The following is a 25,194-nucleotide window of genomic DNA, read 5'->3' on the forward strand; positions in this document are numbered from 1 at the left end:
AATCCGGTACGGTGGTGCTCTACATTGGACGGTGTCTCACAAGGATGGGATGGGTTCGATGCTTCGCAGCCGGATGCGCGCGGCCATGGCCGCGTTGACCTTCCTGACCGTGCTGTGGTCGGGCGTGGCGACGGGCGACACGCCGATGCCCCTGCGCCTGGGCCTCGTGAAGTTCGGGACCGTCGCGTGGGAGATCGACACCATCAAGCGCCAGGGGTTCGACACGGCGGCCGGGCTGGACCTGCGGGTGGTCGACCTCGCGAACCCGGAAGCCGGGAAGATCGCGTTGCAGGCCGGCGCCGTCGACATGATCGTCAGCGACTGGATTTGGGTGAGCCGCCAGCGCGGCGAGGACGAGCGCATTGCCTTCATCCCCTTCTCCGCGTCCGTCGGTGCGGTGATGGTGCCCGCGGATTCGGCCGCGAGCTCGCTCGCGGACCTGAAGGGCAAGCGGATCGGGGTGGCCGGCGGGCCATTGGACAAGAGCTGGCTGCTGGTCCGCGCGCTCGCCATGAAGGAGCACGGGTTCGACCCGGCGCGGGACTCGCGGCCGGTGTTCGCGGCGGCACCCCTGCTGAACCAGCAGATGCAGGCCGGGCAGCTCGACGCCGTGCTCAACTACTGGCCGTTCGCGGCGCGGCTCGACGCGCTTGGCTTCCGCCGGCTGCTCGACGTCAACGGGATCGCGGCCCGGCTCGGGGTGGGCGCGGAGATGCCGGCGATCGGTTACGTGTTCCGGGAGGACTGGGGGCGGCGCAACGCGGAGGCCGTCGGCGCCTTTTTCCGCGCGACGCTGAGGGCCAAAGAGGTGCTGCGCACCACCGACGCGGCGTGGGAGCCGCTGCGTCCGCTGATGCGTGCGGAGGACGAGGCCACCTTCGCCGCACTCCGGGCCGGATACCGCGCCGGCATTCCAAGCCGTTGGGGAGCCGCGGAGAAGGAGGCGGCGGACCGTCTCTTCGCGGTTGTTGCGGAGCTCGGCGGGGCGGAGCTGGTGGGGCGGGGCGGCCGTCTCGCCGACGGCACCTTCTGGCCCGGCGTCTCCATCCCGGACGGGCCATGACCGACATGGCGCAGCGGGCGCTGTCCCTGCTGCTGTTCCTGGCGCTCTGGCATGTTGCCGCGGATGCCGCCGCCAGCCGCCTGCTGCCGCCGCCGCTGGACGTGCTGGCGGCCATCCACCGGGAGGTCGCGAGCGGCGAGCTGGTTGGCCATCTCGCGGCGACGCTGGCGCGGGTCGTGGCCAGCTTCATGCTCTCCATGCTGCTGGGGGCGGCGATCGGCATCGTGCTCGGCCGGTCGGCCCTGCTGGACCGGCTGTTCGACGGCTGGCTGGTGCTGTTCCTGAACCTGCCGGCGCTGGTGGTGATCATCCTCTGCTACGTCTGGTTCGGCATGGTCGAGTTGGCGGCGGTGCTGGCCGTGTCCATCAACAAGATTCCCAACGTGGCGGTGATCGTGCGCGAGGGCGCCCGGGCGCTCGATCGCGACTATCTGGAGGTGGCGGAGGTCTATCGGTTCGGGCCCTGGCGCACCTTGCGCCATGTGGTCCTGCCGCAGCTCGCCCCCTATGTCCTGGCGGCCGCCCGATCGGGGCTCGCGCTGATCTGGAAGATCGTGCTGGTGGTCGAGCTGCTGGGGCGCAGCAACGGGGTCGGCTTTCAGATCGGGGTGTATTTCCAGCTCTTCGACGTCACGGCGATCCTCGCCTACACCGTCGCCTTCGTCGCCGTGGTGATGGCGATCGAAGCCGGCGTGATGCAGCCGCTGGAGCGGCGCCTGTCGCGGTGGCGGCGGTAGACGGTCTGTACCAGCCGCCGGCGTGTCAGCCGGTCCGCGCCAGCCAGCCCACGCTGACCGCGGGTGCGAACCAGCCGGCACGCTCGCGAAGATCGGGGGGGATCGGCAGATGCGCCTCGAAATCCCGGTAGGGCACAGCGCGCCGCGCCGCCAGGCGGCACACCAGGAATCGGCCGACGCCGGCTCCGACCAGGGGCAGCCCGTCACCGGCGCCACCCGACACGACCAGATCCAGCGCGTCCTCGATCCGGCGCAACTGGCGTTCCGCCAGATGCCGGGCCAACCGATGCGCCGCGGCGCGGCTGTCCGGCCGCAAATCCTCGCCCACCATGCGCAGCAGGCGCCGCGCGCTGGCGTCGATGCCGCGATCGCGGCCGTCGGCGGTCGGGTGCTGGTCGGCTCCCTCCGGCAGGTCGTCGGTCAGGCGGTGCGCGTCGGCCATGGTCGCGAACAGCTCCGCCATCAGCGCGCGGCGCCGGCCGCCGAAGGGGACGGCATCGGCGACGGCCATCACCGCGGTGCGGGTGACGCCGGTGTAGACCAGCTCGCCGCTGTCCAGCCGTTCGGCATCGGTGTAGCCGGACTGCCGCGGCGCGCCGCCGACGAGCGGCACGATGTCGGTCGTGGTGCTGCCGACGTCGATCAGGACGCCGTCGCCGGCCATGGCCGCCACCCGTGCGGTGGCGAACCAGTTGGCCGACGCGACGGCGTCCACATGGTCCGCAGCGGCGTCGGCGCCGACCAGCCCCAGCGGGCCGGCGAAGACGCGCAGGTCCGTCGCGGGGAGCGCCGCCGCCGTGGCCGCCACGATGCGGCGGACGCCGTCGGCGCGGTCGTCGAACAGGTCGGCCAGCTCCCCCGTCATGGTGGCGGCCACGCGCCGCGGCTCCCCCCGGCGGTGGCGCACCTCCGCCAGCGCGGCGTCCAGCCGGTCCATGCCCTGCCACAGCGGGCAGGGGAACTGGGCAAGGTCCAGCAGCGCGCCGTCGTTGCCGAACCACGCCGCCTTCAGGTGGGCGCCCCCGATGTCCAACCCGATCAGCCCGTCATTCGGCATGGTTCCTCCTCCAGCTCGATGCGCACCGGTACGACGCGGGCGGGGGTGGGCGGGAGTGGGTGGCGGTCGTCGATCAGGTCCAGCACCGCGGCGGCGACGTTGATCCCGGTGGCGCGGCGCAGGCCGACCATCGAGGTGGTCGGGCGGGGGTTGACCTCCAGCACCCGCGGCCCGCGATCGGTATCGACGAGATCGATGCCGACGTAACCGAACAGGCCCGGCAAGGCGGCGGCGACGGCGCGCGCCAGCTCCGTCATGGCCGGCGTCGCAGCCCCGCCGCCAACCACTCCGCCGCGGTAGACAAAGCGGGAGCCGCGGAGTTTGATGAACAGGCGGTTGACGGTCAGCACCGTCGCCTCTCCGTCCCGGCAAAGCAGGGACAGGCTGGCTGGCACCCCCTCCACGAAGGGTTGCACGACGAAGCCGGACCGGTCGGCTCCCGCGCGCCAACGCAGCCAGTCCGAGCGGTCGCGCAGCAGTCCGGTGTCCAGGCACCCGGCCCCGTCGTCGGGTTTCACCACCCAGGGGCCCCGTCCCGGCGGATCATCCAGCCCATCGACGGGCCATGCCGGCACGGCGGGAATGCCCGCGGCGATCAGGGCGTCCGCCGTCGCGGATTTGCGTGCCGCCACCGCCACCGCCTCGGGTCGGCTGTTGAGCAGCCGGCTCCCCGCGTTGACCACCAGACGGCTCAGCCGCTCCAGGGCGCCGCCGGTTTCCGGGGCGACGGGCCAGACCGCGTCCGCTGACCGGGCCTCCTCCTCCCAAAGAACCCAGGCCCGTTGGGGGTCATCGACGGTTATACTGCGCACCGGCGGCGGGAGCGGGGACAGGCGGCCGTCGCGGGTGACGGTCACCGCGGTGCCGGGGATCTCCAGCAGCCCGTCCACCAGGGCCCGCAGCATCAGCTCGCCCTCGCGGGCGAAGCTGGCGGGGATCGGCTCTTCGGCGGGCATGCCGCCGCCCGTCACGAACTCGCAGAGCAGGATGCGCATGGCGGCTTTCCCGGAGGGTGGGATGTTCGAGGTCATTCCCGTGCTCGACCTGCGCGGTGGCGGCGTGGTGCACGCCCGCCGCGGCGAGCGTGGCCGGTACCGGCCCCTGCGCAGCACACTCTGCGAGGGCAGCGGGCCGATGGAGGTGGTGCGGGGGCTGCTCGGCCTGCACCACTTCGGGACGGTCTATGTGGCCGATCTCGACGCCATCGAAGGCACCGGCGACAACCGCGCCGTGGTCACCACGCTGGCGGCGAATTTCTCCGAACTGCGTTTCTGGGTCGATGCCGGATTCCGGGAGGCGGCGGCGGTGCGCCAATTCCTGGAGCGCAGTCCCGGCGACGCGGTGCTGGGGAGCGAGAGCCTTGCCGGGATCGGCGAACTGGAGGCGCTGCGGGACGGCGGGGCGTGGCCGCGGGTCGTCCTGTCGCTCGATTTCCGCGACGGGTTCCTGGGGCCGCCCGATCTTCCGGCGCGCGCCGACCTGTGGCCGGAGCGGGTGATCGCCATGACGCTGGCGCGGGTCGGGTCGGGCGACGGGCCGGACTTCTGGCGTCTTGCCGAGATCGGCCGGACGCACCCGCACACGCGGCTCTTCGCCGCCGGCGGAGTGCGCGACCAGGGCGATCTGCTGGACCTCGCCGCACGGGGCGTGGCCGGCGCGCTGGTGGCCACGGCGTTGCACGACGGCCGCATCGGACCGGGGGATCTGCCGGTGCGGGGTGGCTGACGCGGGGCCGTCGGCCACCCCGCCCGTCACCCCGCCCCCGGTCACGCCGCGAACGGGTGTTTCACCCGGTCCTTCTGGGCAAGCAGATCCTGGACGCTGGGGAAGCCACTGACGGCGCGTTCGATCGCCTCCTTGGTCGCCCGGTAATTGTATTCCTGGATCTTGGCGTTGTCCTTTGCCTCCCAATGGATGAAGACGCCGACGCAGATGAAGACATTGTCGACCTCGGCCTGCGGGATGGTGCCGTCGGCCACGCAGTCGGCCACGGCCTTGGCCACCCCGTGCTGGGCAGGGCCGAACATCTGCACCGCCTGTTCGGCCCCCTTTATGGTGACCTTGTTGAACAGGATGGTGGAAGGTTTGCACTGTAGGTTCGGGGCGACCACCGCCAGCAGGCTGGTGAAGCCATCCTTGTTGTTGGTCAGCGCGTTGCAGAACGCCGTCTCCGCCGCGCTGCCGCGCGGCCCCATGATCAGATCGATGTGCGCGACCTCGTTCCCGTCGCCGACGAGCGATTCGCCGACAAGAACGCGATTGATCTTCGTGGAGGATCCTCCCCAAACGGACATGGCGTTGCTCCCTTCCTTGCCGAAGCCGGGATCGGTCGGCCGGCGTGCTTTGTGGGATTCTAAAATCAGGCGCATCAACCAGAGGGAAAATAGACTGCCGACAACCATGTCGGCGGTGGTCCCCGGGTTAATGCCATTGTATTTGAGATTGAGGTCGAAATCAGCCAAGTGCATTCGTAGTAAGCTGCCCGGAATATTTGTGCGGTGCATCGCGACCAATTGCGAAGCATGTCGGCGTGTTTGTTCGGCTCTGTCTACTCCATACTTTCGGATGATATGGCTGTCGGGAAACTGGGCGAGTAGTTCGAGGAAAAGCCGTTCGGTGGCCTCTTCGCAACCGGCACCCCGCTGCATCAGCGCCGCCAGCCGCGGGACTGCGGTGTCGAAGATGTCGGCGTAGGCGGTGGCGTACTGGCGGGCGATGCGGTCGCGGTCCTGCGCCCGCCGCATGGCGTCCAGCAGGGTCACGGTGGCTGGGCCGCGCACGTCCTGCTCCTCGACGTGGCCGAGCCCGGCCGGCTCCGCCAGCGCGATGGCGCGGAACGCCCACTCGGCGTCGGCCACGGTGAGGCCGGCGAGCACCGCGGACAGCCTGTCGCGCAGCGCACCCCTGCCGGACAGCGCAGCCTGTGCCAGCGGTGCGGCGAGCAGCAGGATGCCGAGATTCGTGTTGCAGCCGACGGCCGCGCGGGTCGTCGCCACGGCGCGGTGGATCCGTTCGCCGACGGTCAGGCCGGGTTCGGCCAGGATGGGCGCGGTAACCTCGGCGCTGGTCAGGAACTGCCGCACCGTCATGCCGTGCCCGGCGGCGTGGACATGCACGTTGCCGGGCTTGAGCGCGCGCAGCTCCGTCTGGCAGGCGGCCAGATAGGCGCCGGCGACGCCGGTGGCGGGATCGGGCGGGCAGCGGAGCCAGTCCGTCATCCGGCCCCCACCCGCTCCGCGAACCGTTCCGCCAGCGCGTCGGCGATGTCCACCAAGGCGACCCGCTGGAGCCCCTGCCAAGCCGGCATGCTGTTGACCTCCAGCACCAGCCAGCGGCCCTGCGGCTCCTGGATCAGGTCGACACCCGCGTAATCGGCGCCGACCGCCCGGACGGCGCGGACGGCGAGCGCCGCCGGGCCGTCGTCGGTGGGGGCAGCCTCGCAGCGCCCGCCCTGGTGGACGTTGGTGATCCAGGAGCGGCCGTGCCGCGTCATGGCCGCGACCGCGCGGTCGCCGACCACGAACACCCGGCGGTCCTGCCAGCCGTCGGCGCGGCGCGGCGGGATGAAGGGCTGGAGGTAGTAGACACCGGCGACCTCCTCCGTCTCCGGCAGGTCGTCCGGGCCGGCGAGGCGCTTCAGCCCGCGGCCCTGGGCGCCGAACAGGGGCTTCAGCACCTGATCGGGGTGGCGGGCGAGCGACCGCCGCGCCACGGCGGCGCTGCGGGTGGCCAGCGTCGGCGGGGTCGGCAGGCCGGCGCGGGCCAGCAGGAAGCTGGTCGTGCTCTTATCGACGCAGCGCTCGATCGCCCGCGCGTCGTTGACGACGGGGACGCCCAGTTCCCGCAGCGCGTGGAGCACGCCAAGGCCCAGCGTCACCTCTTCGAAGCTGCCGTGCCCGACCGCGCGCACGAAGACGCCGGCCGGCGGCCGGTCCTCGAAGCCGGGGATCAGCAGCCCGGTCGCCGTGTGGCCGGCGGCGATCCCGCAGGCCCTCAGGGGCACGCAGCGACAGGGCAGCCCGCGCTCCTCCACCGCACGGACGAGGCGCGGCGTGTGCCAGTCCGGCCGTTCGGTCAGGATCAGGGCGGGGGCATCGGCGGGCATGGCGTTCAGCGAACCTCGGTGAAGGACCGTTCCACCAGCTCCGGCGCCAGCGCCCCGCCGTGGAAGCTCCGCCCGCTGTCCAGCGCCGTGACGGTCACCCGGGCCGGGCTGAACAGCAGGGAGTCGATGGCGTAGAAATCCCCCTTCACCGCGGCGAAGATCTCCGCGAAGGGTCGGCCGTGGTCGCGCGAGGCGGAGGAGGGCAGGCGGCTTGCCAGGTCCTCCGCCGCGTCGTCGGGGCCGGTGACGTGGAGTTGCACGGTGCCGCCGTAGAGGATCGCGTCATTGGTGCGCCCCATGGCGGTCATGAAGCCGCCGCCGACCGGCGGCAGCGGCGCCATGCCGATGCCATCCACCACGCGATCGAGGGGGAAGCCCAGCGCGTGGACCTTGTGCAGCGCCACCTCCAAAACGCGGGCGACCACCTGGACCGTGCCGGCGAGGCTGTGGGTCGGTGTCAGCATCAGGGTCAGCCGCTCCGGCGCGATGCCGCAGGTGGCCGCGATGCGGGCCACCAGCTCCGCCGGGGGCGGTTTGTCCACCTCCAGCACGAAGACGGCGTGGTCGGCCGCGTCGCGGTAGCCCAGCTCGTCGAACAGGCTCTCCTGCCGGGCGAGCGCCCGGCCGGGGCCGGAGCCGAGCGCGAAGAAGGCGCCCTTGCCCTCCCCATGGGCGAGGCTCCAGCCCGCATACTGGCTGCCGAGGCAGGCGAGCACGGGCTGGGCGCTGTGCACGGTGATGCCGAAGGGCCAGGACGGAGGTGCGCCGGGCGCGGGGCCCAGGGTCACCCGGCCGAGCCCGCCCATGCACAGCTCGGCGATGCGCCGCCCCGCCTCCAGCCCGCCGGGATGGCGGATGCCCGCATCGACGACCATCGCACCCCCGATGCGGTCGATCCCCAGGCGGAGCGCCGGCGCCCCGGCGACCAGCCGTTCCGTCAGAGGGGCGGCCAGGGCGGCCAGGCTCGGGCGTTCGTCGCGGGTCATGCCGTCGTCTCCAGGCTCAGGGCGGCCGTCAGCTCGTCCAGACGGCGGACCGCGGCCCGCCGTGCCGACGCCGTGGCGGCGCCGTCCGCGAGCACCGTCGCGACCGGATGCCCGGCCGCGATGCGCGCCGGACCATGCGGCCGGTCGGCGGTCCAGTCCGGCCAGCGGAACGCAGGGCCGACCCCGAGGGGTGCGGCCGCGTACAGCACCGCCGTCGCCCGGCAGCCGGCGAGGGCGGGCAGCCGGTCCGGAAGGCGGCCGGCGCAGGCCTTCAGATGCAAGGCGAACAGGGGCGGCAGCGGCGGCCGGTCGAACAGGTCGAGCGAGGCGCCCGGCCGCGGGTTCACCTCCAGCAGGTGGAAGGCCCCGCCGTCCACCATCAGGTCGGCGCTGTTGAGCCCGACGAGCCCGAGCCCGCCCGCCAGGGCGTCGGCAACGTCCCGGAGGATGGTCTCGAGCCCGCGTGGCAGCCGCGCCGGACCCGCGATGCCACCGTGGCGGTACGGGGCGCCCGGAGCCGCCGAGACCCACGGCCGGGCGAAGCCGAGCACCGCCGACCGCCGTCCGTTCCCCAGGAACTGGATGGACACCGGCGTCCCCCCGACCCGGCGCTGGAAATAGAATCCAGACGGCGCGCGGGTACCGCGGGCGGGTCCGACGTGGTCCCCGCCGCTGCCGCCGGCCCGCTTCAGCAGCCACCCTTCGGCCGGCTCTTCCACCGCCGCCGCGACCGCCGGATGCGGAATGCCGAGGTGGTCGAGCGTCTCGGCGAACAGGAAGGGGTTCTTGCAGCGGGCTACCGTCAGCGGGGCGTTGCCGAGCAGCGGGCGGTCGAGCGCGACGCGCGCGAGCCGCACCGGGTCGTCCTCGAAGCCGGCGCCGTAGACCAGCGGCAGGCCCCGCAACGCCGGCTGGTCCAGCGCCTCCAGCAGCTTTCCGGTGTCGATCCCGAGGCCGGTTGCGGGCAGCCGCAGGCAGGGGTGGGCGAGGGCGCGGGTGTCGGTGTCCGCGAACAGGTCGATGGCGGCGGGGCGACGGCCGGCCCGCCGCGCCGAGGCGGCGAGCGCGCGGGCGGAGACCGCGACCACGACGACGTCCGGCCCGTCAGCCGGCGATCCGGACGGCGGCATCGTAGGCCTCGCGGATTCCGAGATGGACGGCGGCATCGGCCTCGGCCATGCGTTTCAGGAGGGCGTGCTGGACGCGGAACTTGACGTTGCCCACGGCCAGGGCGCCGATCCCGACGCCCCGGCCATCGGGCAGCGGCGCGCCGTCGTCCTTCGCCGCCACCCCTTCGATGCCGGGCGGCGGCACCGCGTTCACGTCCGCCGCCGCCAGCAGTCGGCCTGCCGCGGCGAGGTGGCGTGCGGACAGGATTTGCAGGCCGGCGCGGCCACAGGCCAGCACCACCTCCGCATCCGGGAGCAGCGCCGCCTTGCCGGCGTCGTCCGGCGCGTCGGCGCAGGCGAGCTCGACCTGGAAGCGCTCGCGGAAGGCATCGGCCTTGCTTCGCACCGGCTCCAACCCGCGATGGCCGACCAGCGTGACGCGGGCCCCGGCGAAGGCGGCCATTACCCCGGCGATTCCGCCCACCACGCCGGTCGCGCCATAGACCTGCACCGCCCGCCCCTTCAGCCCGTCGGCGGCTCCGGCGCGGCGCAGCGCGCGCTCCACCACCGCCACCATGGCGGCGGCCGTGGTGAAGGCGCCGGACGGGTCCACCATCACCGAGATGGTGAAGGGCGGGAACATGGCCGCCCGTGCCGTGTCCATCATCTCCAGCGCCAGGAGCGCGTCGCGTCCGCCGATGAACAGCCCGGTCCGTGCCGCGTTGGCCGGATCGCGGGAGAACATGGCGTCCTGGGTGAGGGACGCGACCTCCCCGGCTTCCACCCCCGTGTGGGGGAAGAGGACGGTCAGGCCGGCATCGGCCGCCATGTTGACGTCGAAGGGGCTGACGTGCTTCAGCGGCGTCAGCATGTGCAGGATGTAGGGTGCGCGCATCGGGAGCCTCCCGCGGCCGGTGGGCGGGTCAGTCGTTCGTGGCGTTCACGTGGCCGAAGGCTGGTTGGACGGCCGGTTCGATGTCCGCGCCGCGGTTGCGGCCGCGGCACAGGCGGAAGGTCAGCGGCGATCCGCGCCAGCGCCGCCGCGCCGTGTCCAGCAGCGCCTCCGCCCGGTCGGGGTCGCCGACGATGGCGAAGCCGGTGGGGCCCCAGGAGCTCTGCCCGACACCGGGAATGCCCTGCGATTCCAGCCACCCCAGCACCGCGGCCACGTCGGGGCTGGTGAAGCGGCCGCCCTGGAAGGGCGCGAAGTGGTCGCCGACCGTGCGTTGCAGTTCGCCGACCGCGCGGCCGAAGCCGTCCGCATCCCCTTCGGCGAGCGCCGGCAGGGCCGACATGACCGTGAGCCGGCAGAGATGCGCCGCGGCCGCGGCCGGGAAGGGCGGAAGGTCGCGGAAGGCCGCGGCCTCGGCGCTGCCGTGCAGCCCCTGCCCGTCGCGGTGCAGGATCAGCAGGACGCGCCAGCTTTCGGGGAAGGGGAGCCGGGCGATCACCGGGGGCGGCTCCGGTCCCGGGCCGCGCCCGCCGTCCAGGATCACACCGCCATCCCGGAACGCACCGATGCCGATGCCCGAGCGCGCGCCGCGCTCCAGCACCCCGGCGATGTCCTGGATGCGGGCCGGTTCGCCCCGCAACCGCCCCAGCGCCGCCCCGACGGCGAGCCCGAGCTGCGTGCCTGAGCCGAGACCGACATGCTGCGGGATGGCCTGGTCCACCGTCAGCGCCGCGGTCGTCGACAGCCCCAGGCGCTCGCCCAGCAGACGGGCGGCGGCAAGCGCGCGGTCGGCCATGGGACCGGCCGCGGTCAGCCGGTCGGACGGGTGCGCGCGGACGGTCGTGGCGATCCCGTCGAGCGTCAGGCCGAGACTGCCGAAACGACGGCCGAGACCACCGTGCATATCGACGAAGCCCAGATGCAGACGCGCGGGTGCGGTGACCCGAACCTCCCCATAATCGTCGACGCCTCGAGGCATGAGAACCTCATCCGTTGAAGGTAAGTTGCGTCGCTTTTTCAGTCATGATAGTGTTCAAACAAAAAATTGCCCCGTTCCAATAGTATATACCTCTTTCGATATCCGGGACTGGCCGCATTTTCTGGGAGGAAGACATGGCCGATGCGCAGGAACGAGCGTATTCCGAGGCGGAAATCGAAGATCAGTTGCAGAGAATACTACCGCATTGGCGGCTCAAAGACGGCTGGATTCGGCGAAAGTACAAGACGAACAGTTGGAAGGGCACCTTGATGGTGGTCAACGCGGTCGGCCATCTGGCGGAGGCTGCTTGGCACCACCCCGACCTCACCGTCTCCTACGCCTGGGTCGAGGTGCGGCTGATGACCCATTCCGCCAAGGGCATCACCGACAAGGACTTCCAGCTCGCGTCCAAGATCGAGGAGGTGATCCAGTGGCAGCCCGCCCGCGACGGCGGCGCCCTGGAAGGCACGCCGCGCGACGACCCGCGCTTCGCCTACATCAAGTATGATTGAAAGCCGCGCCATGGCGACCCACAGGGACGTCGTGTGTCCGTTCTGCGGCCTCGGCTGCGACGATCTGGCGATCGATGAGGCGCCGGGCGGCGGACTGACGGTGACCTCCACCGACTGCCCGATCGCGCGGGACGCGTTTGGCCGCACGGTCTCCTCCAGCATGGCAGCCGAACCGCCGCGGGTGGCCGGAGTGGCCGCGACGCCGGAGGAAGCGGTGCGGGCGGCCGTCCGGGCGCTGGCTGACAGCCGGGCGCCGCTGGTGGCCGGGCTTGCGGCCGACGTGAACGGCATACGCGCGGCGCTGGCGCTCGCCGAGCGCCTGGGCGCCGTGGTCGACCATGTCCATTCCGAGGGCCTGTACCGCAACCTGTCGGTGATGCAACGGACGGGCTGGATCACAACGACGCTGGCGGAGCTGCGCAACCGCTGCGACCTGCTGGTGGTGGTCGGCCCCGATCCGGCCGCCTTCCACCCACGCCTGTACGAGCGCTGGGTGTTGCCGGCCCCGGCCTTCCAGCCGGCCGTACGCGAGGTCGTGTTCCTCGGCGGCGAGCCGATGGCGGAGACGCGTACGCTTCTCGCCGGCTGGCCGGTGACGGTGGTGCCGGGCGACGCCGCATCGCTGGCGTCTGCCCTGGAGGACCCGGCGGGCGCTGAGTCGGAGATGGGAGCCCTGGCGGAGCGGGTGCGCGGTGCCCGCTACGCCGTGGTGGCCTGGGCCGCCGCCGGTTTCACCGGGTCGCACGCCGACCTTGCGGTCGAGCGGATTGTGCATCTCGTGACGGCCGTCAACCGGCACACCCGCTGCGCCGGGCTGCCGCTGACCGGGCACGACAATCTTGTCGGTGCCAACCAGGTCTGCACCTGGCAGTTCGGCGTGCCGCTGCGCGTCTCCCTGGCCGGGGGCGAGCCGCTGCACGATCCCCACCGCTTCGCCTGGGCGCGCTTTGCCGAGACTGCCGACGTGATCCTCTGGGTGTCCGCCTTCGGGACGGCGGTGCCGGCCTTTCCGCCGGGGTGCGGGGTGATCGTGCTGGCGCCGCCGGGCACAGCCGTGGCCGCCGAGCCGGCGGTGTGGCTCCCCGTCGGCACGCCCGGCATCGACCATGCCGCGCACATCTTCCGCACCGATACGGTCGTCGCCCTGCGCGCCGGCCGCCTCATCGACCGCGGGCTGCCCACGGCGGCGTCTGTGCTGCGGTCCATCGCCGCCGCCCTCCAGCCGGAGACCGCCGCATGCTGACGAAGCTGTCGGGGGGCCGCGTCTACGACCCCGCCAACGGGCGCGACGGCGTCGTCATGGACCTGTATGTGCGGGACGGCCGCATCGTCGGCGACCCCGGCCGCGGTGCGGCGCCGGACGAGACCGTCGATCTGGCCGGCAAGATGGTGATGGCCGGAGCCATCGACATCCACAGCCACATCGCCGGCGGCAAGGTCAACATCGCCCGCCTGCTGATGGCGGAGGAGCACCGGGCGACGGCGGTGGCCGCGGACGGGTTGTGCCGTTGCGGCGGCGGGGTCGCCAGCCCGTCCGCCCACGTCACCGGCTGCCGCTACGCGCGCATGGGCTACACCGCCGCCTTCGAACCGGCCATGCTGCCCAGCAACGCCCGCCACGCGCATCTGGAGATGGCGGACATCCCGCTGATCGACACCGGCGCCTACGTCGTGCTGGGCAACGACGATCTTCTGCTGGAGATGCTGGCGTCGGGCGCGGGGGAGGAGGAGATCGCCGACTATGTCGGCTGGGCCGTCAACGCCACCCGCAGCCTCGCCGTCAAGGCGGTGAACCCAGGCGGCATCAACGCCTTCAAGTACAACCAGCGCCGGCTGGAGGTGGACGAGCCCGGTCCCTTCCACGCCGTGACCCCGCGCCGCGTCCTCACGGCGCTGGCGGCGGCGGTGCGGCGGCTCGGCATCCCGCATCCGCTGCACCTGCACGGCTTCAACCTCGGCGTTCCCGGCAACGTGGAGTCCACGCTGGACAGCATCGGGGCGGCGGACGGGCTGCGGCTGCATCTGGCCCACGTGCAGTTCCACAGCTACGGTTTGGAGGGCGACCGGCGCTTTTCCTCCGCCGCGGCGCGGCTGGCGGAGGTGGTGAACGCGCGGCCCAACATCTCCGTCGATGTCGGACAAGTGATGTTCGGGCAGACGGTCACCGCGTCCGCCGACACCATGGCGCAGATGTCCAACACGCGCCTCGCCCACCCGAAGAAGTGGGCTGTCATGGACATCGAATGCGACGCCGGCTGCGGCGTCGTGCCCTTCCGCTACCGCGACAAGGCCTTCGTCAACGCGCTGCAATGGGCGATCGGGCTGGAGCTGTTCCTGCTGATCGGCGATCCCTGGCGGGTCTTTCTGACCACCGACCACCCAAACGGCGGCCCCTTCACCAGCTATCCGGAGCTGATCCGGCTGCTGATGGACCGCGATTACCGCCTCGCCAAGCTGGCCGAGCTGCACCCGGAGGTGCCGAAGCACACCATCCTCGGCTCGTTGAGGCGCGAGTACTCGCTGGGCGAGATCGCCACGATGACCCGTGCGGCACCCGCCCGCATCCTGGGCCTCGCCGACCGCGGGCATCTCGGACCGGGAGCGGCGGCCGACATCGTCGTCTACACCGACGATGCCGACCGCCGCCGGATGTTCGAGACGCCGGATCTCGTGTTCAAGGACGGGCGGCTGATCGTCCGCCGCGGCGAGGTGGTGGCGATGGCGGAGGGCCGCACCCATGTGGTCGAGCCCGCCTACGACCCCGCCATCGAGCGGCGCGTCGCCCGCCATTTCGAGGAGCGGATGGGGCTGAAGGCCGTGCATTTCCGCATCGGCGAGGACGAGATCCGCGGCGGGAACGGGTTGGTCCGCCATCTCTGCCGACCGGGGGTCTTCTGATGCGGCTCAACGGTGTCCTGATCGAGGAGACCTTCGCCGAGGCCTTCCCCATGCTGGGCACGCGGCTGATCGTCACCGCCGACAGTCCGGCCTGGGTGCAGGCGGCGGCCGTGAGCATGACCGGCTTCGCCACCTCGGTCATCGGCTGCGGTTGCGAGGCGGCGGTGGAGCGGCTGCTGCCGCCGGAGGAGACGCCGGACGGCCGGCCGGGAGCCGCCGTGCTGCTCTTCTCCGTCTCCAGGGAGGAGCTGGCGAAGCAGGTGGTGCGCCGCGTCGGCCAATGCGTCATGACCTCCCCAGGATCGGCCTGCTACGCGGGTCTGCGCGACGGGCCGCCGATCCCGCTCGGAAACAGCCTGCGCTACTTCGGCGACGGCTGGCAGATCGCCAAGCGCATCGGTGGCCGACGCTACTGGCGCATCCCGGTCATGGACGGGGAATTCCTGTGCGAGGCGACCACCGCGGTGGTCGAGGGCGTCGGCGGCGGCAACTTCATCATCCTGGCGGCCGACCGTCACGCCGCTCTGGTGGCGGCGCAGGCGGCGGTGATGGCGATCCGCGAGGTGCCGGGGGCCATCCTTCCCTTCCCCGGCGGGGTTGTCCGCTCCGGCTCCAAGATCGGGTCCAAGTACAAGGGGCTGATCGCCTCCACCAACACCGCCTTCTGCCCGACGCTGCGCCCGGCCGTTCACTCGCTGGTGCCGGAGGGGGTCGGCTCCATCCTGGAGCTGGTGATCGACGCGGTGAACCCGCAGGCGATCACCGCCGCCATGCGCGCCGGCATCGCCGCCACGGCGGGGCTCGGGGCCGCGGCGGGCGTGGTCGCCGTGACCGCCGGCAATTACGGCGGCAAGCTCGGCCGCCACCAGTTCCACCTGCACGAGGTGATGGCATGACTGGCCATATCCTCACTGTGCGGGAGCCCGCCGGCCCGCCCATCGACCTGACGGGGGTCCTGCCCGGACGGCTGGCGGGCGACGGTGCCGGCGTCACCGTCATCTGCGGGCGTGAGCGGCACCCCCTCGACGCGCTGTTCGACATCCGCGACGGCGGCCCGTCCGGCAGCCTGATCCTGCGCCCGGAGGGCGCCGTGCTCGACGCGGTCGGGGCGGGCATGGCGGAGGGTGAGATCCTGGTGGAGGGGGACTGCGGCGACCAGGCCGGCCGTGCCATGCGCGGCGGCACACTGATCGTCGAGGGACGCTGCGGCGCCCACGCCGCCGCGGCCATGCAGGGCGGCCGGCTGATGGTCGCTGGCGATGCGGGTGATTTCCTGGGAGCCCCGCTCCCCGGCGGAACGAAGGGCATGGGCGGCGGCACGGTTACGGTCGGCGGCAGCGCCGGCGACCGGGTGGGTGAGCGCATGCGGCGGGGGCTCGTCACGATTCAGGGCAATGTCGGTGCGCTGTGCTGTGCCCGTATGATCGCTGGCACGGTGGTGGTCGGTGGCGGTTGCGGGCCGGAGCCGGCGGCCGCGATGCGGCGCGGCACGTTCCTGCTGTGCCGGGCGCCCGATCCTCCGCCGACCGGTTTCGTGGACGGCGGGGAGAACGACTGGCTGTTCCTGGAGCTTCTCCGGCGGGAGCTGCGGGTGCACGGCTCCTGGCCGGCGGGCTTCCCGGTCGCCGGAACACGTGCCCGGCGGCTGATCGGCGATCGCTCGGCCGGCGGTCGTGGGGAGCTCCTCATACTTTCGGAGGCGTAGCCTGCGCGCCACCGCATCACCAGATCAGTCCGGGGATTCGCAACCAAGACGACACCCCGCAGGGAGGATGCCCGCGTGACGCTCGACGAGCCTGCGACGATCCCGAAAGGCGGGGCGGTCCGCCCGCCGGTTCCGATGCTGGGCGAACATCTGATCATCGACGTCCGTTCGAAGCGTTTCCCCGCGCGGGGCGGCACCCCGGCCCGCACGGTGCTGAAGGATCTCCGGCTGGAGCTGACGCCCGGCCGTTTCCACGCCATCATCGGCCCGTCCGGCTGCGGCAAGACCACACTGCTCAACCTTGTTGCCGGGCTCGACCGCGATTTCGGCGGGGGCGTGACGCTGCCGGGCGGGCGGCGGGCGGTGCTGGGATACGTCTTCCAGAATCCCCGGCTGCTGCCCTGGCGCACCGTCGCCGAGAACATCGAGCTGGTCCTGCACGACAAGGCCGACGCCAGGGAACGCGCCGCGCGCTGGCTGCGCGAGGTCGGGATGGAGGAACACGGGGCGGCGTACCCGCAGCGATTGTCGGTGGGGATGAGCCGCCGGGTGGCGCTCGCCCGCGCCTTCGCGGTGGAGCCGGACCTGCTGCTGATGGACGAGCCGTTCGTCTCGCTCGACGAGCCGACGGCCCGCAACCTGCGCGACCTGCTGGTGCGCATCCGCCGGACGCACGCCGCCACCGTGTTGCCCGCCACAGTATTGTTCGTCACCCATGACCTGCGCGAGGCGGTGACGCTCGCCGACCGGGTCCTCTTCCTGTCGCGCCCGCCAGCCCGCGTCCTGCTGGACCTGCCCATCGACCTGACGCCGGAGGAGCGGCTGGACGAACGCCGGGTGGACGCGCTCCGGGCCGACCTCCGCCACGACCACGCCACGACCCTGGAGGGTGTGTCATGACAGCGCTGAGCCGGCTGATCCTCGTGGGTGCCCTGCTGCTGGGCGCGCCCGCCTGGGCCGCCGACCCGACGGTGGTCCGCATCGGTTACCTGACGCGCGCGGAGGAGCCGCGCATCCCCCTGACCTTCCTGGAGCCGGTGGCCGACGACGAAGGGGTGCAGGGCGCCCGCCTGGCGCTGGCCGACAACAACACGACCGGCCGATTCCTCGATATCGGCTTCGAACTGGTCGAGACGGTGGTGGAGGAGGATGGCAGCGTCGCCGATGCGGTGCGCGGCCTCGCCGGGCAGGGCATCCGGCTTCTCGTCGCCGACCTCAGGGCCGATGCGCTGCTGGAGGTCATGGGCACGCCAGAGGCGCGCGACATGCTGGTCTTCAACAGCCGCGCTCCCGACGACGAGCTTCGCAACGAGCGCTGCGCCGCCAACCTGCTGCACGTGACTCCCAGCCGTCGCATGCTGGCCGACGCGCTCGCTCAGTATCTCGCCTTCCGCCGCTGGTCCACATGGTTCCTGGTGGTAGGCCGCGCGCCGGAGGATGCGGCCTATGCCGAGGCTTTGCGCCGCGCCGCCAAGCGCTACGGCGCCCGCATCGTGCAGGAAAAGGGCTGGACCTTCGAGGAGGCGAACCGGCGGGTGGACACCGGCCACGTCACCGCCCAGACGGAGATCCCCACCTTCACCCAGGCGCCGGAGCACGACGTGCTGGTGGTGGCGGACGAGGCGGACGCCTTCGGCGACTATCTGCCCTACCGCACCTGGCTGCCGCGATTGGTGACGGGCACGCACGGGCTGGTGCCGACCGCGTGGTCGCGCGTGCACGAGCAGTGGGGGGCGACGCAGCTCCACAGCCGCTTCGAACGGCAGGCCGGGCGCTGGATGCGGCCGCGCGACTACACCGCCTGGATGGCCGTGCGGGCGGTGGGGGAGGCGGCGACGCGCACGCGTTCCGGCGATGCCGCGACGCTCGCTGCCTTCATCCGTGGGCCGGATTTCGCGCTGCCGGCCTTCAAGGGACAGGGACTGAGCTTCCGGGAATGGGACGGGCAGCTCCGCCAGCCCGTGCTGCTCGCGGGGCCGCGCATGCTGGTGTCGGTCTCCCCGCAGCCGGGCTTCCTGCACCAGTTCTCCGAACTCGACACCATCGGCGACGACCGGCCGGAGAGCCGCTGCCGGGCGCGCTGAGGACGACACCAACCATAACAAGGGAGGAAGAGACCCCATGACCATGATCCGAGGAATCCTGCTCGCATTGGCCGGCTTCGCCGTCGCCCTGCCGGTGCAGGCCGACACCATCTTCGTCTCCAACGAGAAGGGCAACAGCATCTCCGTCATCGACGGGGAGTCGCTGAAGGTGACCGGCACCATCAAGGTCGGCCGCCGGCCGCGCGGCATCACCTTCAACCAGGACATGACCCTCATCTACGTGTGCATCGGCGACGACAACCGCATCGACGTGGTGGACGTCGGGTCGCGCAAGGTGGTGGGCCGCATGCCCTCGGGCCCCGACCCCGAGCTGTTCGTGCTGGAGCCGGGCGGCAAGCACCTCTACATCGCCAACGAGGACGACAACATGGTCTCCGTCCTCGACACCACGACCAAGAAGATCGTCGGCGAGATCCAGGTGGGGGTGGAGCCGGAGGGCATGGGCATCAGCCCGGACGGCAAGATCCTGGTGAACACCTCCGAGACCACCAACATGGCGCATTTCATCGACACCGCATCGCACAAGATCACCGACAACGTGCTGGTGGACGCGCGGCCGCGCGTGGCGAACTTCACCGCCGACGGCCGCTTCGTCTGGGTCTCGGCGGAGATCGGCGGTACCGTCAGCGTCATCGACACAGCCACCCGCAAGATCGTCAAGAAGATCGCCTTCCAGGTGCAGGGTGTGCCGAAGGAATCCATCCAGCCCGTCGGCATCCAGATGACGCGCGACGGGCAACGCGCCTTCGTGGCGCTGGGCCCGGCCAACCGGGTGGCGGAGATCGATGTCACCACGTTCGAGGTGACGAAGTACCACCTGGTCGGCCAGCGCGTCTGGAACCTGGCGCTGTCGCCCGACGAGAAGCGGCTCTACACCACCAACGGCGTCAGCAACGACGTGTCGGTGCTCGACATGGAGCGTGGCCGGGTCATCAAGTCGGTGGCGGTCGGCGGCGCGCCCTGGGGCGTGATCGTCAAGCCGTGACCGCCGGCGCGCAGCCCCTACGGACGCCGGAGCCGGCCGCCCCCGCGGATCCGGCGTCCGCCGTCCTGGCGGTGGAGCGGGTGAGCCACAGCTTCGGCTCCCGCAAGGCGCTGGACGACGTGTCCTTCGCCATCCCGGCCGGGCGTTTCACCGTCCTGCTCGGGCTCAACGGTGCCGGCAAGACGACGCTCTTCTCGCTGATCACGCGGCTCTACAACACCCGGCAGGGGACCATCCGCGTCTTCGGCTTCGACATGCGGCTCCAGCCCTCCCAGGCGCTGGCCCGGATCGGTGTGGTGTTCCAGCAGCCGACGCTCGACCCGGACCTGACCGTGCTGCAGAATCTCCGCTACCACGGCGGGCTGCACGGCCTGCCGGCGTCGATGGTCGAGGAGCGGGCGGCGGAGGAGTTGGAGCGCATCGGCCTCGCCCCCCGCGCGAAGGACCGGGTTCGCACCCTGTCGGGCGGGCAGCGGCGGCGGGTGGAGATCGCCCGCGCGCTGCTCCACCGGCCGTCGCTGCTGCTGCTGGACGAGCCCACGGTGGGGCTCGACGTGGCGCTGCGCCGGCAGGTGCTCGACCATGTGCACGACCTCTGCCGGGAGCGGGGGCTGGCGGTGCTGTGGGCCACCCACCTGATGGACGAGGCGCGGCCCGAGGACGGGGTGGTGGTCCTGCACGGCGGCCGCGTGCTGGCGGCCGGCCGGCTGCCGGAGGTCTGTGCCAGGGCGGGCGCCCCCGCGCTGGAGCCGGCCTTCGCGGCGTTGACGGGAGGGGGGCGGGGATGAGTCCGGCGCTGTACGCGCGCTGCCTGCGCGCGGTGATCGTGCGCGAGGGGCTGCGCTTCGTGCACCAGCGCGAGCGCTTCTTCGCGGCGCTGGTGCGGCCGCTGGTGTGGCTGGCCATCTTCGCGGTGGGCTTCCGCGCCGTTCTCGGCCTGTCGATCATCCCGCCCTACGAGACCTACATCCTGTACGAGGAGTACGTGGTGCCGGGGCTGGTCGGGATGATCCAGCTCTTCAACGGAATGCAGAGCTCGCTGTCCATGGTCTACGACCGCGAGATGGGCAGCATGAAGACGCTGCTCGTCAGCCCGCTGCCGCGCTGGTACCTGCTGCTGTGCAAGCTGCTGGCGGGCGTGCTGGTGTCGATCGCGCAGGCCTACGTCTTCATCGCGGTGGCGGCCTTCTGGGACTTCCGGCCGCCGCCCATGGGCTATCTGGCGGTGCTGCCGGCGCTGGTGCTGTCGGGGCTGATGCTGGGCGCGCTGGGGCTGCTGCTGTCGTCCTTCATCAAGCAGCTGGAGAACTTCGCCGGCGTGATGAACTTCGTCATCTTTCCGATGTTCTTCGCGTCCTCCGCGCTCTATCCGCTGTGGCGCATCCGCGAGGGCAGCCCGTGGCTTGCCGTCGTCGCCGGAGTCAATCCCTTCACCCACGTGGTCGAGCTGATCCGCTTCGCGCTGTACCTGCAGATCCAGCCGGTGTCCCTGCTGGTGGTGGCGGGGGCGCTCGCCGTCTTCCTGGGTGCGGCCATCCTGGCCTACGACCCCGGCCGTGGCTTCTGGGCGCGGCGCGGGGGGCCGGCCGAGCAGGGGTGAGGATGGAACCCGCGCCATCGCCTTCCGGTTGAAGGGATCGGACCGCAGCCAGCAGCAGAGCCGGCCGGGATCCACAGGAGGAAATGCACGATGGCGGACAACCGGAAACCGCAGGACCAGCCGCGCGGCGGCGGGGGCGTCCTCGGCGACAAGCAGTCCTTCAAGAAGGACGAAGGTCACGACCAGACGACCGAGCAGTGGGCGAAGGACGAGATCGGCCACATGGGCGAGAAGTCCGGCCAAGGCAAGCGCCCGATCGACGTGGATTGACGGAGGGCATAGTCATGCGGAGCTTTCACAAAGCCACCATTGCATCCCTGATGGCCGCCGGCCTCGCCGTCGCGGCGGGTGCGGCCGTCGCCCAGACCTCGGGCCAGGGCGGCAACACGCAGCAGACGAACCCGACCGGGGCGTTGCCCGACAACTCGCTCGCCGGCCAGCGCCAAGGCACCATGGGCGGCGGGACGACGCCGCAGACCGGCACGCCGGGCGGCTCGTCCGGCTCGTCCTCGGCCCCCACCGGCACCATGCCCGACAACTCGCTGGCGGGTCAGCGGCAGGGCGTGATCGGTGGCGGGTCGGTCACCCAGGGCGGCAGCGGATCGACGCAGAGCCCGTCGCAGCAACAGCCGCCGCAGGGTGGCACCGGGCAGTAACCCTACGCGACGGCGCGGGGGCCGGGGATGGCCGAGCGTACGGCCCCAAGCGCGGCCGTATCGAGCACACCGCCCCGGTCCCCACCCGCGCACAGCGCCCCGCGGAAGCCCAGGTAATCGGGCCGGAGCGGCAGCAGGGCGGGAATGTCGGCCAGGGTCAGGCTGCCGGCAAACCCCGTCAGCAGGCCCGGAGCGCGCGCCTCCTCCACGAACCGCCGGAGCGCGGACGCGTCCTTATGGCGCAGCAGGCTGCCGCTTCCCTTTCCCGCCGTGTCGAGCATGGCACCGGCGAAGCCGGCCCGCGTGACGGCCGGCAGCAGCGTGAATTCCTCCCACAGGTCGGCGAAGAACACGGCGACGAGGCTTGCGCCGCCCTGGGCGACGGGTGCGAGCGCGTCGAGGCATCCGGCCGGATCGCCGTCCGGGTACAGGCCGATCTTCACATAGTCCACGCCGAGCGCCGCGGTTTCCATGACGTGGCCGACGACGCGGGCCGGCTCCATCGGCAGGTCGCCGACGGTGGCGCTGAGCGGCGGTCTCTGTGGCCACGTGCGGACCAGCGCCACCGCCTCCACGATGCTCGCGGACGGCCAAGCACCGAGCGCGCCAGCGGCGGGATCCTTGAGGTCCAGGATGTCGGCCCCTCCCCCGGCGGCGAGGGCGAGTTCCGCGAGGTCGGCGACGCTGGCGAGGAGGCGGGTCACGCCCTCTCCTCGCGTCCGGTGTTGTGTTCGGCGATGCGATCGACCAGCCAGCCCCAGGCCTCCCGCTCCTCCGGACCCGCGGTCTTTTCGATGGCGATCGACAGATAGGCCATCTCCCGCTCGATCTTGTCGGCCGGCAGAAGATGCAGGCGGCTGACCAGGATCGCGGCCTCGATCACCGCCGCCTGCGCCCGGTTGAAGCCGCGGAAGGGCCGGTGGTTGACACGGTGGACGGGGCGGCAATCCAGGCGCGGGCGCTGCGCGTCCTCCGCCACCGACGCCACCTCCACCTCCTCGTGCGCGAGCGCGCCGGCCAGGACGGCGCCCCGTATGCGCTCCGCCGGCTGCGTTGGCCAGTGGCGCCGCTGGCCGGACACGCAGCCAGCGTACACGCGCACATCGTCGGTCATGTTGATCACGGCGTGCCGCGTCGCCAGCAGGTTGTCCAGCGTGCGCGACGGGCGGAAGGGTGCCAGGATGTAGCCGTGCTCCGTCACGGTGGCGCCCATCGGGGCGACGTGGACGGTGCCGTCGACGTTCAGACTGGTGACGATCGTCTCGCGGATGAAGGTCACGGGGCCGCACCCCCGTTTCCGGGCCCGTCCCTGCGGCGCGTGGCACCGGGCGCGTGGAACCCGGCGGGGTCGTCGACCGGCCGGTCCACGGCGACACCCCATCGCAGTGCCTGGTCCTGGGTGTAGCGCTTGCCGAGTTGCCAGGCGATCTGGGCGCGCCCGAGTTCGACGCCGAGGTAGAAGGCATGGCCGAGGTCGCCGCGCGCGTCGATGCTGGGGTAGAGGGCGAAGGGGTCCTGCGCCACGTGGTGTCCGTCCCGGTTGTAGAGGTGTACGCCCGCCGCCGTCACCTCGATCCGGTAGTTGGGGTCGCGAATGCGCGCCGCGAGCTCCGCCACCTGTTCGGGCGTGTTGACGAAGGGGCGGCGGTCGCGCAGGCAGAGCAGACCATCGCCGAAGCCCTGCGGACGTACGCCCGCCTCGCGGGCCGCGAAGAACTGCCGGCGGGCGGCGTCGAACTCGCGTACGGCCCGACGCCCATGGGGGCTGACCTGGACGGCCAGCACATGGTCGATGGCCAGCTCCGAGACGATGCCCATGAGCACGGCGTTGATGCCCGGCGTGTCGGCGTCGGTCAGCTCGGTGACGTTGCCGATCCCCATGAGGATTTCCAGGTCCGGGTAGCGCCGCCGGACCTCGCGGTAGCGCAGCAGGGACTCGGTGAAGCCGTGGTGGATCGGCTCCAGGATCGGGTCGGCGATGCAGCGGCGGCCGGTGCCGCGGATCGCGTCCACCGTGCGGTACAATGACGGCAGATCCTCGGGCGTGGTGGGAATCACCACCGGCACGGCGTCGGTCTCGGCCGCCACCCAGGCGGTCCCCTCCGTAAGGCTGAGCAGGTAGGCGGCCCCGGCCCCGGCGCCGCGCAGAAGGTCGTCGGGCGACAGGGAGTCGACGCTGATGGTGTACCCGGCGGCGCGGAGCGCCCGGACGGCATCCTCCAGATGCGGAAAGGGATGGTCCGGCAGGCAGCCGAGATCGATCACGTCGGCGCCGTCGGCGGCAAGGGCGGCGGCGCGCTCCAGCATGGCCGGCATGTCGAGGCGGGGAGCATCGACGATCTCCGCGAAGATGCGGGTGTGATAGCGGCCAAGGTCCAGCGGGGCGGCCTGCCGCTTGAAGTGCTGGGGTAGGTCCTCCAGCTCGTCGGGACCACGCTCGAAGGGCACGCCGAATTGGCTCTCGAGCCGGTCGAGGTCGCCGCGGAAGCGGCCGGGGAGGAGCACGAGGTCCGCCCCCTCCGTCGAGGTCAGCCGGCGCAGCACGATCTCGGTCGTCGCCAGCGCCGCCACCTTGACGCCGAGGCTGACCACGCTGGCCTCAAAGCCGAGCGGCTGGAGGGAGTCCAGCAACCGCCGCAGCCGGGGCAGGGCGAGATCCCCGGTGAGGAACAGGATGTGGCGGGGCCCCGCAGCCTCAGGCATGGACCGCACCCGTCAGCCGGGTCCCGACCGGGCTCCCGCCCCCCATCGCTTCGGCGACGCGCCGGTGGTCGTCGCGGTCGACGCACCAGACGGACCCACGGAAGCGGTCAACCCATCCGGGCAACGCCGGATCGACGACCCCCGCGGCGGCCATCGCTTCGGCGGAGGTCGGCTCCCCGGCGAGCGGCGCGGACTTGACCAACACAGCCGCCTCCGCGTCCAGTGTCTGCGCGAGCCAGACGGCGAGGCTGTCCGAGGTGACGTCCCAGCTCTCCGCGACGTCGGCATCCGCGGCCAGCGGCGTCGGCAGCCACACGGCCGGGCCGACGGCGCCGTCCAGCTCCGCGCGCGTGCGCGCCGTGACGAGCCGCGGCTCCAGGTCGGCGAGCGCCGTGCCGTATTGCTCCATCGCCAGCAGCGCCATGACGTGCGCGGCACGGTCGCCGAAGCCGAGCCGCGGCTGGGCGGCGCGTACGGTGTCCGCAAAGGGGCCGCCACCGGGCACGACCACCACGCGCACGCCCCGCGCGGACGCCAGCGCGTCGAGCCAGAGGCGCAGCTCCGGGGCCTCCCACAGGCTGCCGCCCAGCTTCACCACCCAGCGCGGGGCCGCGCTCATGGCACCTCGCCGCGCGACCATTCGACGACGACGCCCATGCCGGCGGACTCCGGCACGACCTCCAGCTTCTCCACCTGGACCCTCGCCCTGGTCACCCGCGGGTCGGAGAAGCACAGGGTGAGGATGCGCCGGGCCAGCGTCTCCACCAGCTGCACATGCTCGCCGTCGCGCAGGCGGCGGATGCCGTCGATCAGGTAGTCGTAGGACAGCACGTCGTCCAGCTCGTCGGTCGCCGGCGGGTCGGGCCAGGGGACCGTCACGCACAGGTTGATGCGGACGGGCTGACGGCGCCCCTTCTCGCTGCCCCAAACGCCGATGCGGAAATGATCGACGTAGTCGCGCAGCGTGATGTCGTAATGACGCACACGGCTCATCGCCGGTGGAAACGGCATGTAGGACAGCAGAGCGTCGTCGGCCACGCGA

At 72.0% G+C, this 25,194-nt stretch carries 28 protein-coding genes; 15 read left to right on the top strand and 13 right to left on the bottom strand.

Translation table 11 applies throughout. From position 1 onward, the window contains the following. The first annotated feature begins 58 nt into the window (after positions 1-58). Both HL658_RS18105 and HL658_RS18110 read left to right on the top strand, forming a co-directional pair. A complete protein-coding gene (locus HL658_RS18105) occupies positions 59-1,063 on the top strand; it encodes an ABC transporter substrate-binding protein (RefSeq protein ID WP_211109781.1) in 1,005 nt (334 codons plus the stop codon). After that, the gene (locus HL658_RS18110) at positions 1,060-1,800 is read left to right on the top strand and encodes an ABC transporter permease (RefSeq protein WP_211109782.1); all 741 of its coding nucleotides are present in this window, start codon (positions 1,060-1,062) and stop codon (positions 1,798-1,800) included. Before HL658_RS18105 ends, HL658_RS18110 begins: the two co-directional genes overlap by 4 nt. A gap of 25 nt (positions 1,801-1,825) precedes the next feature. On the opposite strand, the gene HL658_RS18115 is transcribed toward HL658_RS18110, so the two are convergent. Both HL658_RS18115 and HL658_RS18120 read right to left on the bottom strand, forming a co-directional pair. Further along, positions 1,826-2,857: a hydantoinase/oxoprolinase family protein gene (locus HL658_RS18115; protein WP_180284958.1), complete on the bottom strand. Its 1,032-nt coding sequence runs from the start codon at positions 2,855-2,857 to the stop codon at positions 1,826-1,828. Next, complete coding sequence (locus HL658_RS18120; RefSeq protein WP_180284957.1) at positions 2,839-3,852, bottom strand: ATP-grasp domain-containing protein; 1,014 nt, start codon at positions 3,850-3,852, stop codon at positions 2,839-2,841. Before HL658_RS18120 ends, HL658_RS18115 begins: the two co-directional genes overlap by 19 nt. 22 nt (positions 3,853-3,874) lie before the next feature. Between HL658_RS18120 and HL658_RS18125 the strand changes: the two genes are divergently transcribed. Then, a complete protein-coding gene (locus HL658_RS18125; protein ID WP_180284956.1) occupies positions 3,875-4,582 on the top strand; it encodes a HisA/HisF-related TIM barrel protein in 708 nt (235 codons plus the stop codon). A 41-nt stretch (positions 4,583-4,623) separates the two neighbouring features. Here the strand turns inward: HL658_RS18125 and fae are convergent, their stop codons facing one another. From fae to HL658_RS18155, 6 genes are read right to left on the bottom strand one after another with little or no spacing between them, the layout of a single operon-like run. After that, the gene (fae, locus tag HL658_RS37805; protein ID WP_281378814.1) at positions 4,624-6,075 is read right to left on the bottom strand and encodes a formaldehyde-activating enzyme; all 1,452 of its coding nucleotides are present in this window, start codon (positions 6,073-6,075) and stop codon (positions 4,624-4,626) included. After that, entirely contained in the window at positions 6,072-6,962 is an 891-nt protein-coding gene (locus tag HL658_RS18135; RefSeq protein WP_180284954.1) for a RimK family alpha-L-glutamate ligase, read from the bottom strand. Before HL658_RS18135 ends, fae begins: the two co-directional genes overlap by 4 nt. A gap of 5 nt (positions 6,963-6,967) precedes the next feature. Continuing rightward, complete coding sequence (gene mch / locus HL658_RS18140; protein ID WP_180284953.1) at positions 6,968-7,948, bottom strand: methenyltetrahydromethanopterin cyclohydrolase; 981 nt, start codon at positions 7,946-7,948, stop codon at positions 6,968-6,970. After that, entirely contained in the window at positions 7,945-9,078 is a 1,134-nt protein-coding gene (locus HL658_RS18145; protein ID WP_180284952.1) for an ATP-grasp domain-containing protein, read from the bottom strand. The genes mch and HL658_RS18145 overlap by 4 nt, the downstream gene beginning before the upstream one ends. Beyond that, positions 9,053-9,952, bottom strand: a complete 900-nt coding sequence (locus HL658_RS18150; RefSeq protein ID WP_180284951.1) for an NAD(P)-dependent methylenetetrahydromethanopterin dehydrogenase — start codon at positions 9,950-9,952, stop codon at positions 9,053-9,055. The genes HL658_RS18145 and HL658_RS18150 overlap by 26 nt, the downstream gene beginning before the upstream one ends. A gap of 28 nt (positions 9,953-9,980) precedes the next feature. Then, positions 9,981-10,988, bottom strand: a complete 1,008-nt coding sequence (locus HL658_RS18155) for a beta-ribofuranosylaminobenzene 5'-phosphate synthase family protein (RefSeq protein WP_180284950.1) — start codon at positions 10,986-10,988, stop codon at positions 9,981-9,983. Between the two features lie 134 nt (positions 10,989-11,122). Between HL658_RS18155 and HL658_RS18160 the strand changes: the two genes are divergently transcribed. The 12 genes from HL658_RS18160 (at position 11,123) to HL658_RS18215 (ending at position 21,449) form a co-directional block, all read left to right on the top strand. Beyond that, positions 11,123-11,500: a 4a-hydroxytetrahydrobiopterin dehydratase gene (locus HL658_RS18160; protein ID WP_180284949.1), complete on the top strand. Its 378-nt coding sequence runs from the start codon at positions 11,123-11,125 to the stop codon at positions 11,498-11,500. 10 nt (positions 11,501-11,510) lie between these two features. After that, positions 11,511-12,743, top strand: coding sequence for a formylmethanofuran dehydrogenase (locus HL658_RS18165; RefSeq protein WP_180284948.1), 1,233 nt, complete (start codon positions 11,511-11,513; stop codon positions 12,741-12,743). Next, positions 12,737-14,398, top strand: a complete 1,662-nt coding sequence (locus HL658_RS18170; protein WP_180284947.1) for a formylmethanofuran dehydrogenase subunit A — start codon at positions 12,737-12,739, stop codon at positions 14,396-14,398. Before HL658_RS18165 ends, HL658_RS18170 begins: the two co-directional genes overlap by 7 nt. Beyond that, positions 14,398-15,294: a formylmethanofuran--tetrahydromethanopterin N-formyltransferase gene (gene fhcD / locus HL658_RS18175; RefSeq protein WP_180284946.1), complete on the top strand. Its 897-nt coding sequence runs from the start codon at positions 14,398-14,400 to the stop codon at positions 15,292-15,294. Before HL658_RS18170 ends, fhcD begins: the two co-directional genes overlap by 1 nt. After that, positions 15,291-16,103: a formylmethanofuran dehydrogenase subunit C gene (locus HL658_RS18180; protein WP_180284945.1), complete on the top strand. Its 813-nt coding sequence runs from the start codon at positions 15,291-15,293 to the stop codon at positions 16,101-16,103. The genes fhcD and HL658_RS18180 overlap by 4 nt, the downstream gene beginning before the upstream one ends. Before the next feature lie 75 nt (positions 16,104-16,178). Further along, the gene (locus HL658_RS18185; protein ID WP_343055190.1) at positions 16,179-17,003 is read left to right on the top strand and encodes an ABC transporter ATP-binding protein; all 825 of its coding nucleotides are present in this window, start codon (positions 16,179-16,181) and stop codon (positions 17,001-17,003) included. Beyond that, complete coding sequence (locus HL658_RS18190; RefSeq protein ID WP_180284944.1) at positions 17,000-18,187, top strand: ABC transporter substrate-binding protein; 1,188 nt, start codon at positions 17,000-17,002, stop codon at positions 18,185-18,187. The genes HL658_RS18185 and HL658_RS18190 overlap by 4 nt, the downstream gene beginning before the upstream one ends. A 37-nt stretch (positions 18,188-18,224) precedes the next feature. Continuing rightward, positions 18,225-19,193 carry a PQQ-dependent catabolism-associated beta-propeller protein gene (locus HL658_RS18195; RefSeq protein ID WP_180284943.1) on the top strand — a complete coding sequence of 323 codons (969 nt, stop codon included), beginning with the start codon at positions 18,225-18,227 and terminating at the stop codon, positions 19,191-19,193. After that, positions 19,190-19,981, top strand: coding sequence for an ATP-binding cassette domain-containing protein (locus HL658_RS18200; protein WP_180284942.1), 792 nt, complete (start codon positions 19,190-19,192; stop codon positions 19,979-19,981). Before HL658_RS18195 ends, HL658_RS18200 begins: the two co-directional genes overlap by 4 nt. Then, positions 19,978-20,793: an ABC transporter permease gene (locus HL658_RS18205; RefSeq protein WP_180284941.1), complete on the top strand. Its 816-nt coding sequence runs from the start codon at positions 19,978-19,980 to the stop codon at positions 20,791-20,793. The genes HL658_RS18200 and HL658_RS18205 overlap by 4 nt, the downstream gene beginning before the upstream one ends. Before the next feature lie 90 nt (positions 20,794-20,883). After that, the gene (locus HL658_RS18210; RefSeq protein ID WP_180284940.1) at positions 20,884-21,063 is read left to right on the top strand and encodes a hypothetical protein; all 180 of its coding nucleotides are present in this window, start codon (positions 20,884-20,886) and stop codon (positions 21,061-21,063) included. 14 nt (positions 21,064-21,077) lie between these two features. After that, complete coding sequence (locus HL658_RS18215) at positions 21,078-21,449, top strand: hypothetical protein (RefSeq protein WP_180284939.1); 372 nt, start codon at positions 21,078-21,080, stop codon at positions 21,447-21,449. 2 nt (positions 21,450-21,451) lie between these two features. On the opposite strand, the gene HL658_RS18220 is transcribed toward HL658_RS18215, so the two are convergent. Genes HL658_RS18220 through HL658_RS18240 form a run of 5 tightly spaced genes read right to left on the bottom strand, consistent with a single transcriptional unit; the run spans position 21,452 to position 25,190 of the window. Then, a complete protein-coding gene (locus HL658_RS18220) occupies positions 21,452-22,153 on the bottom strand; it encodes a (5-formylfuran-3-yl)methyl phosphate synthase (RefSeq protein ID WP_180284938.1) in 702 nt (233 codons plus the stop codon). Further along, positions 22,150-22,728, bottom strand: a complete 579-nt coding sequence (locus HL658_RS18225) for a DUF447 domain-containing protein (protein ID WP_343055191.1) — start codon at positions 22,726-22,728, stop codon at positions 22,150-22,152. Before HL658_RS18225 ends, HL658_RS18220 begins: the two co-directional genes overlap by 4 nt. Beyond that, positions 22,725-24,152, bottom strand: coding sequence for a DUF6513 domain-containing protein (locus HL658_RS18230; RefSeq protein ID WP_180284936.1), 1,428 nt, complete (start codon positions 24,150-24,152; stop codon positions 22,725-22,727). Before HL658_RS18230 ends, HL658_RS18225 begins: the two co-directional genes overlap by 4 nt. Continuing rightward, a complete protein-coding gene (locus tag HL658_RS18235; RefSeq protein WP_180284935.1) occupies positions 24,145-24,771 on the bottom strand; it encodes an amino acid kinase family protein in 627 nt (208 codons plus the stop codon). The genes HL658_RS18230 and HL658_RS18235 overlap by 8 nt, the downstream gene beginning before the upstream one ends. After that, complete coding sequence (locus tag HL658_RS18240; RefSeq protein WP_180284934.1) at positions 24,768-25,190, bottom strand: dihydroneopterin aldolase; 423 nt, start codon at positions 25,188-25,190, stop codon at positions 24,768-24,770. The genes HL658_RS18235 and HL658_RS18240 overlap by 4 nt, the downstream gene beginning before the upstream one ends. Positions 25,191-25,194 lie beyond the last annotated feature (4 nt).

Origin of the sequence: Azospirillum oleiclasticum (genome assembly GCF_013423485.1) — a bacterium.
In the GTDB taxonomy this organism is placed as follows: domain Bacteria; phylum Pseudomonadota; class Alphaproteobacteria; order Azospirillales; family Azospirillaceae; genus Azospirillum; species Azospirillum oleiclasticum.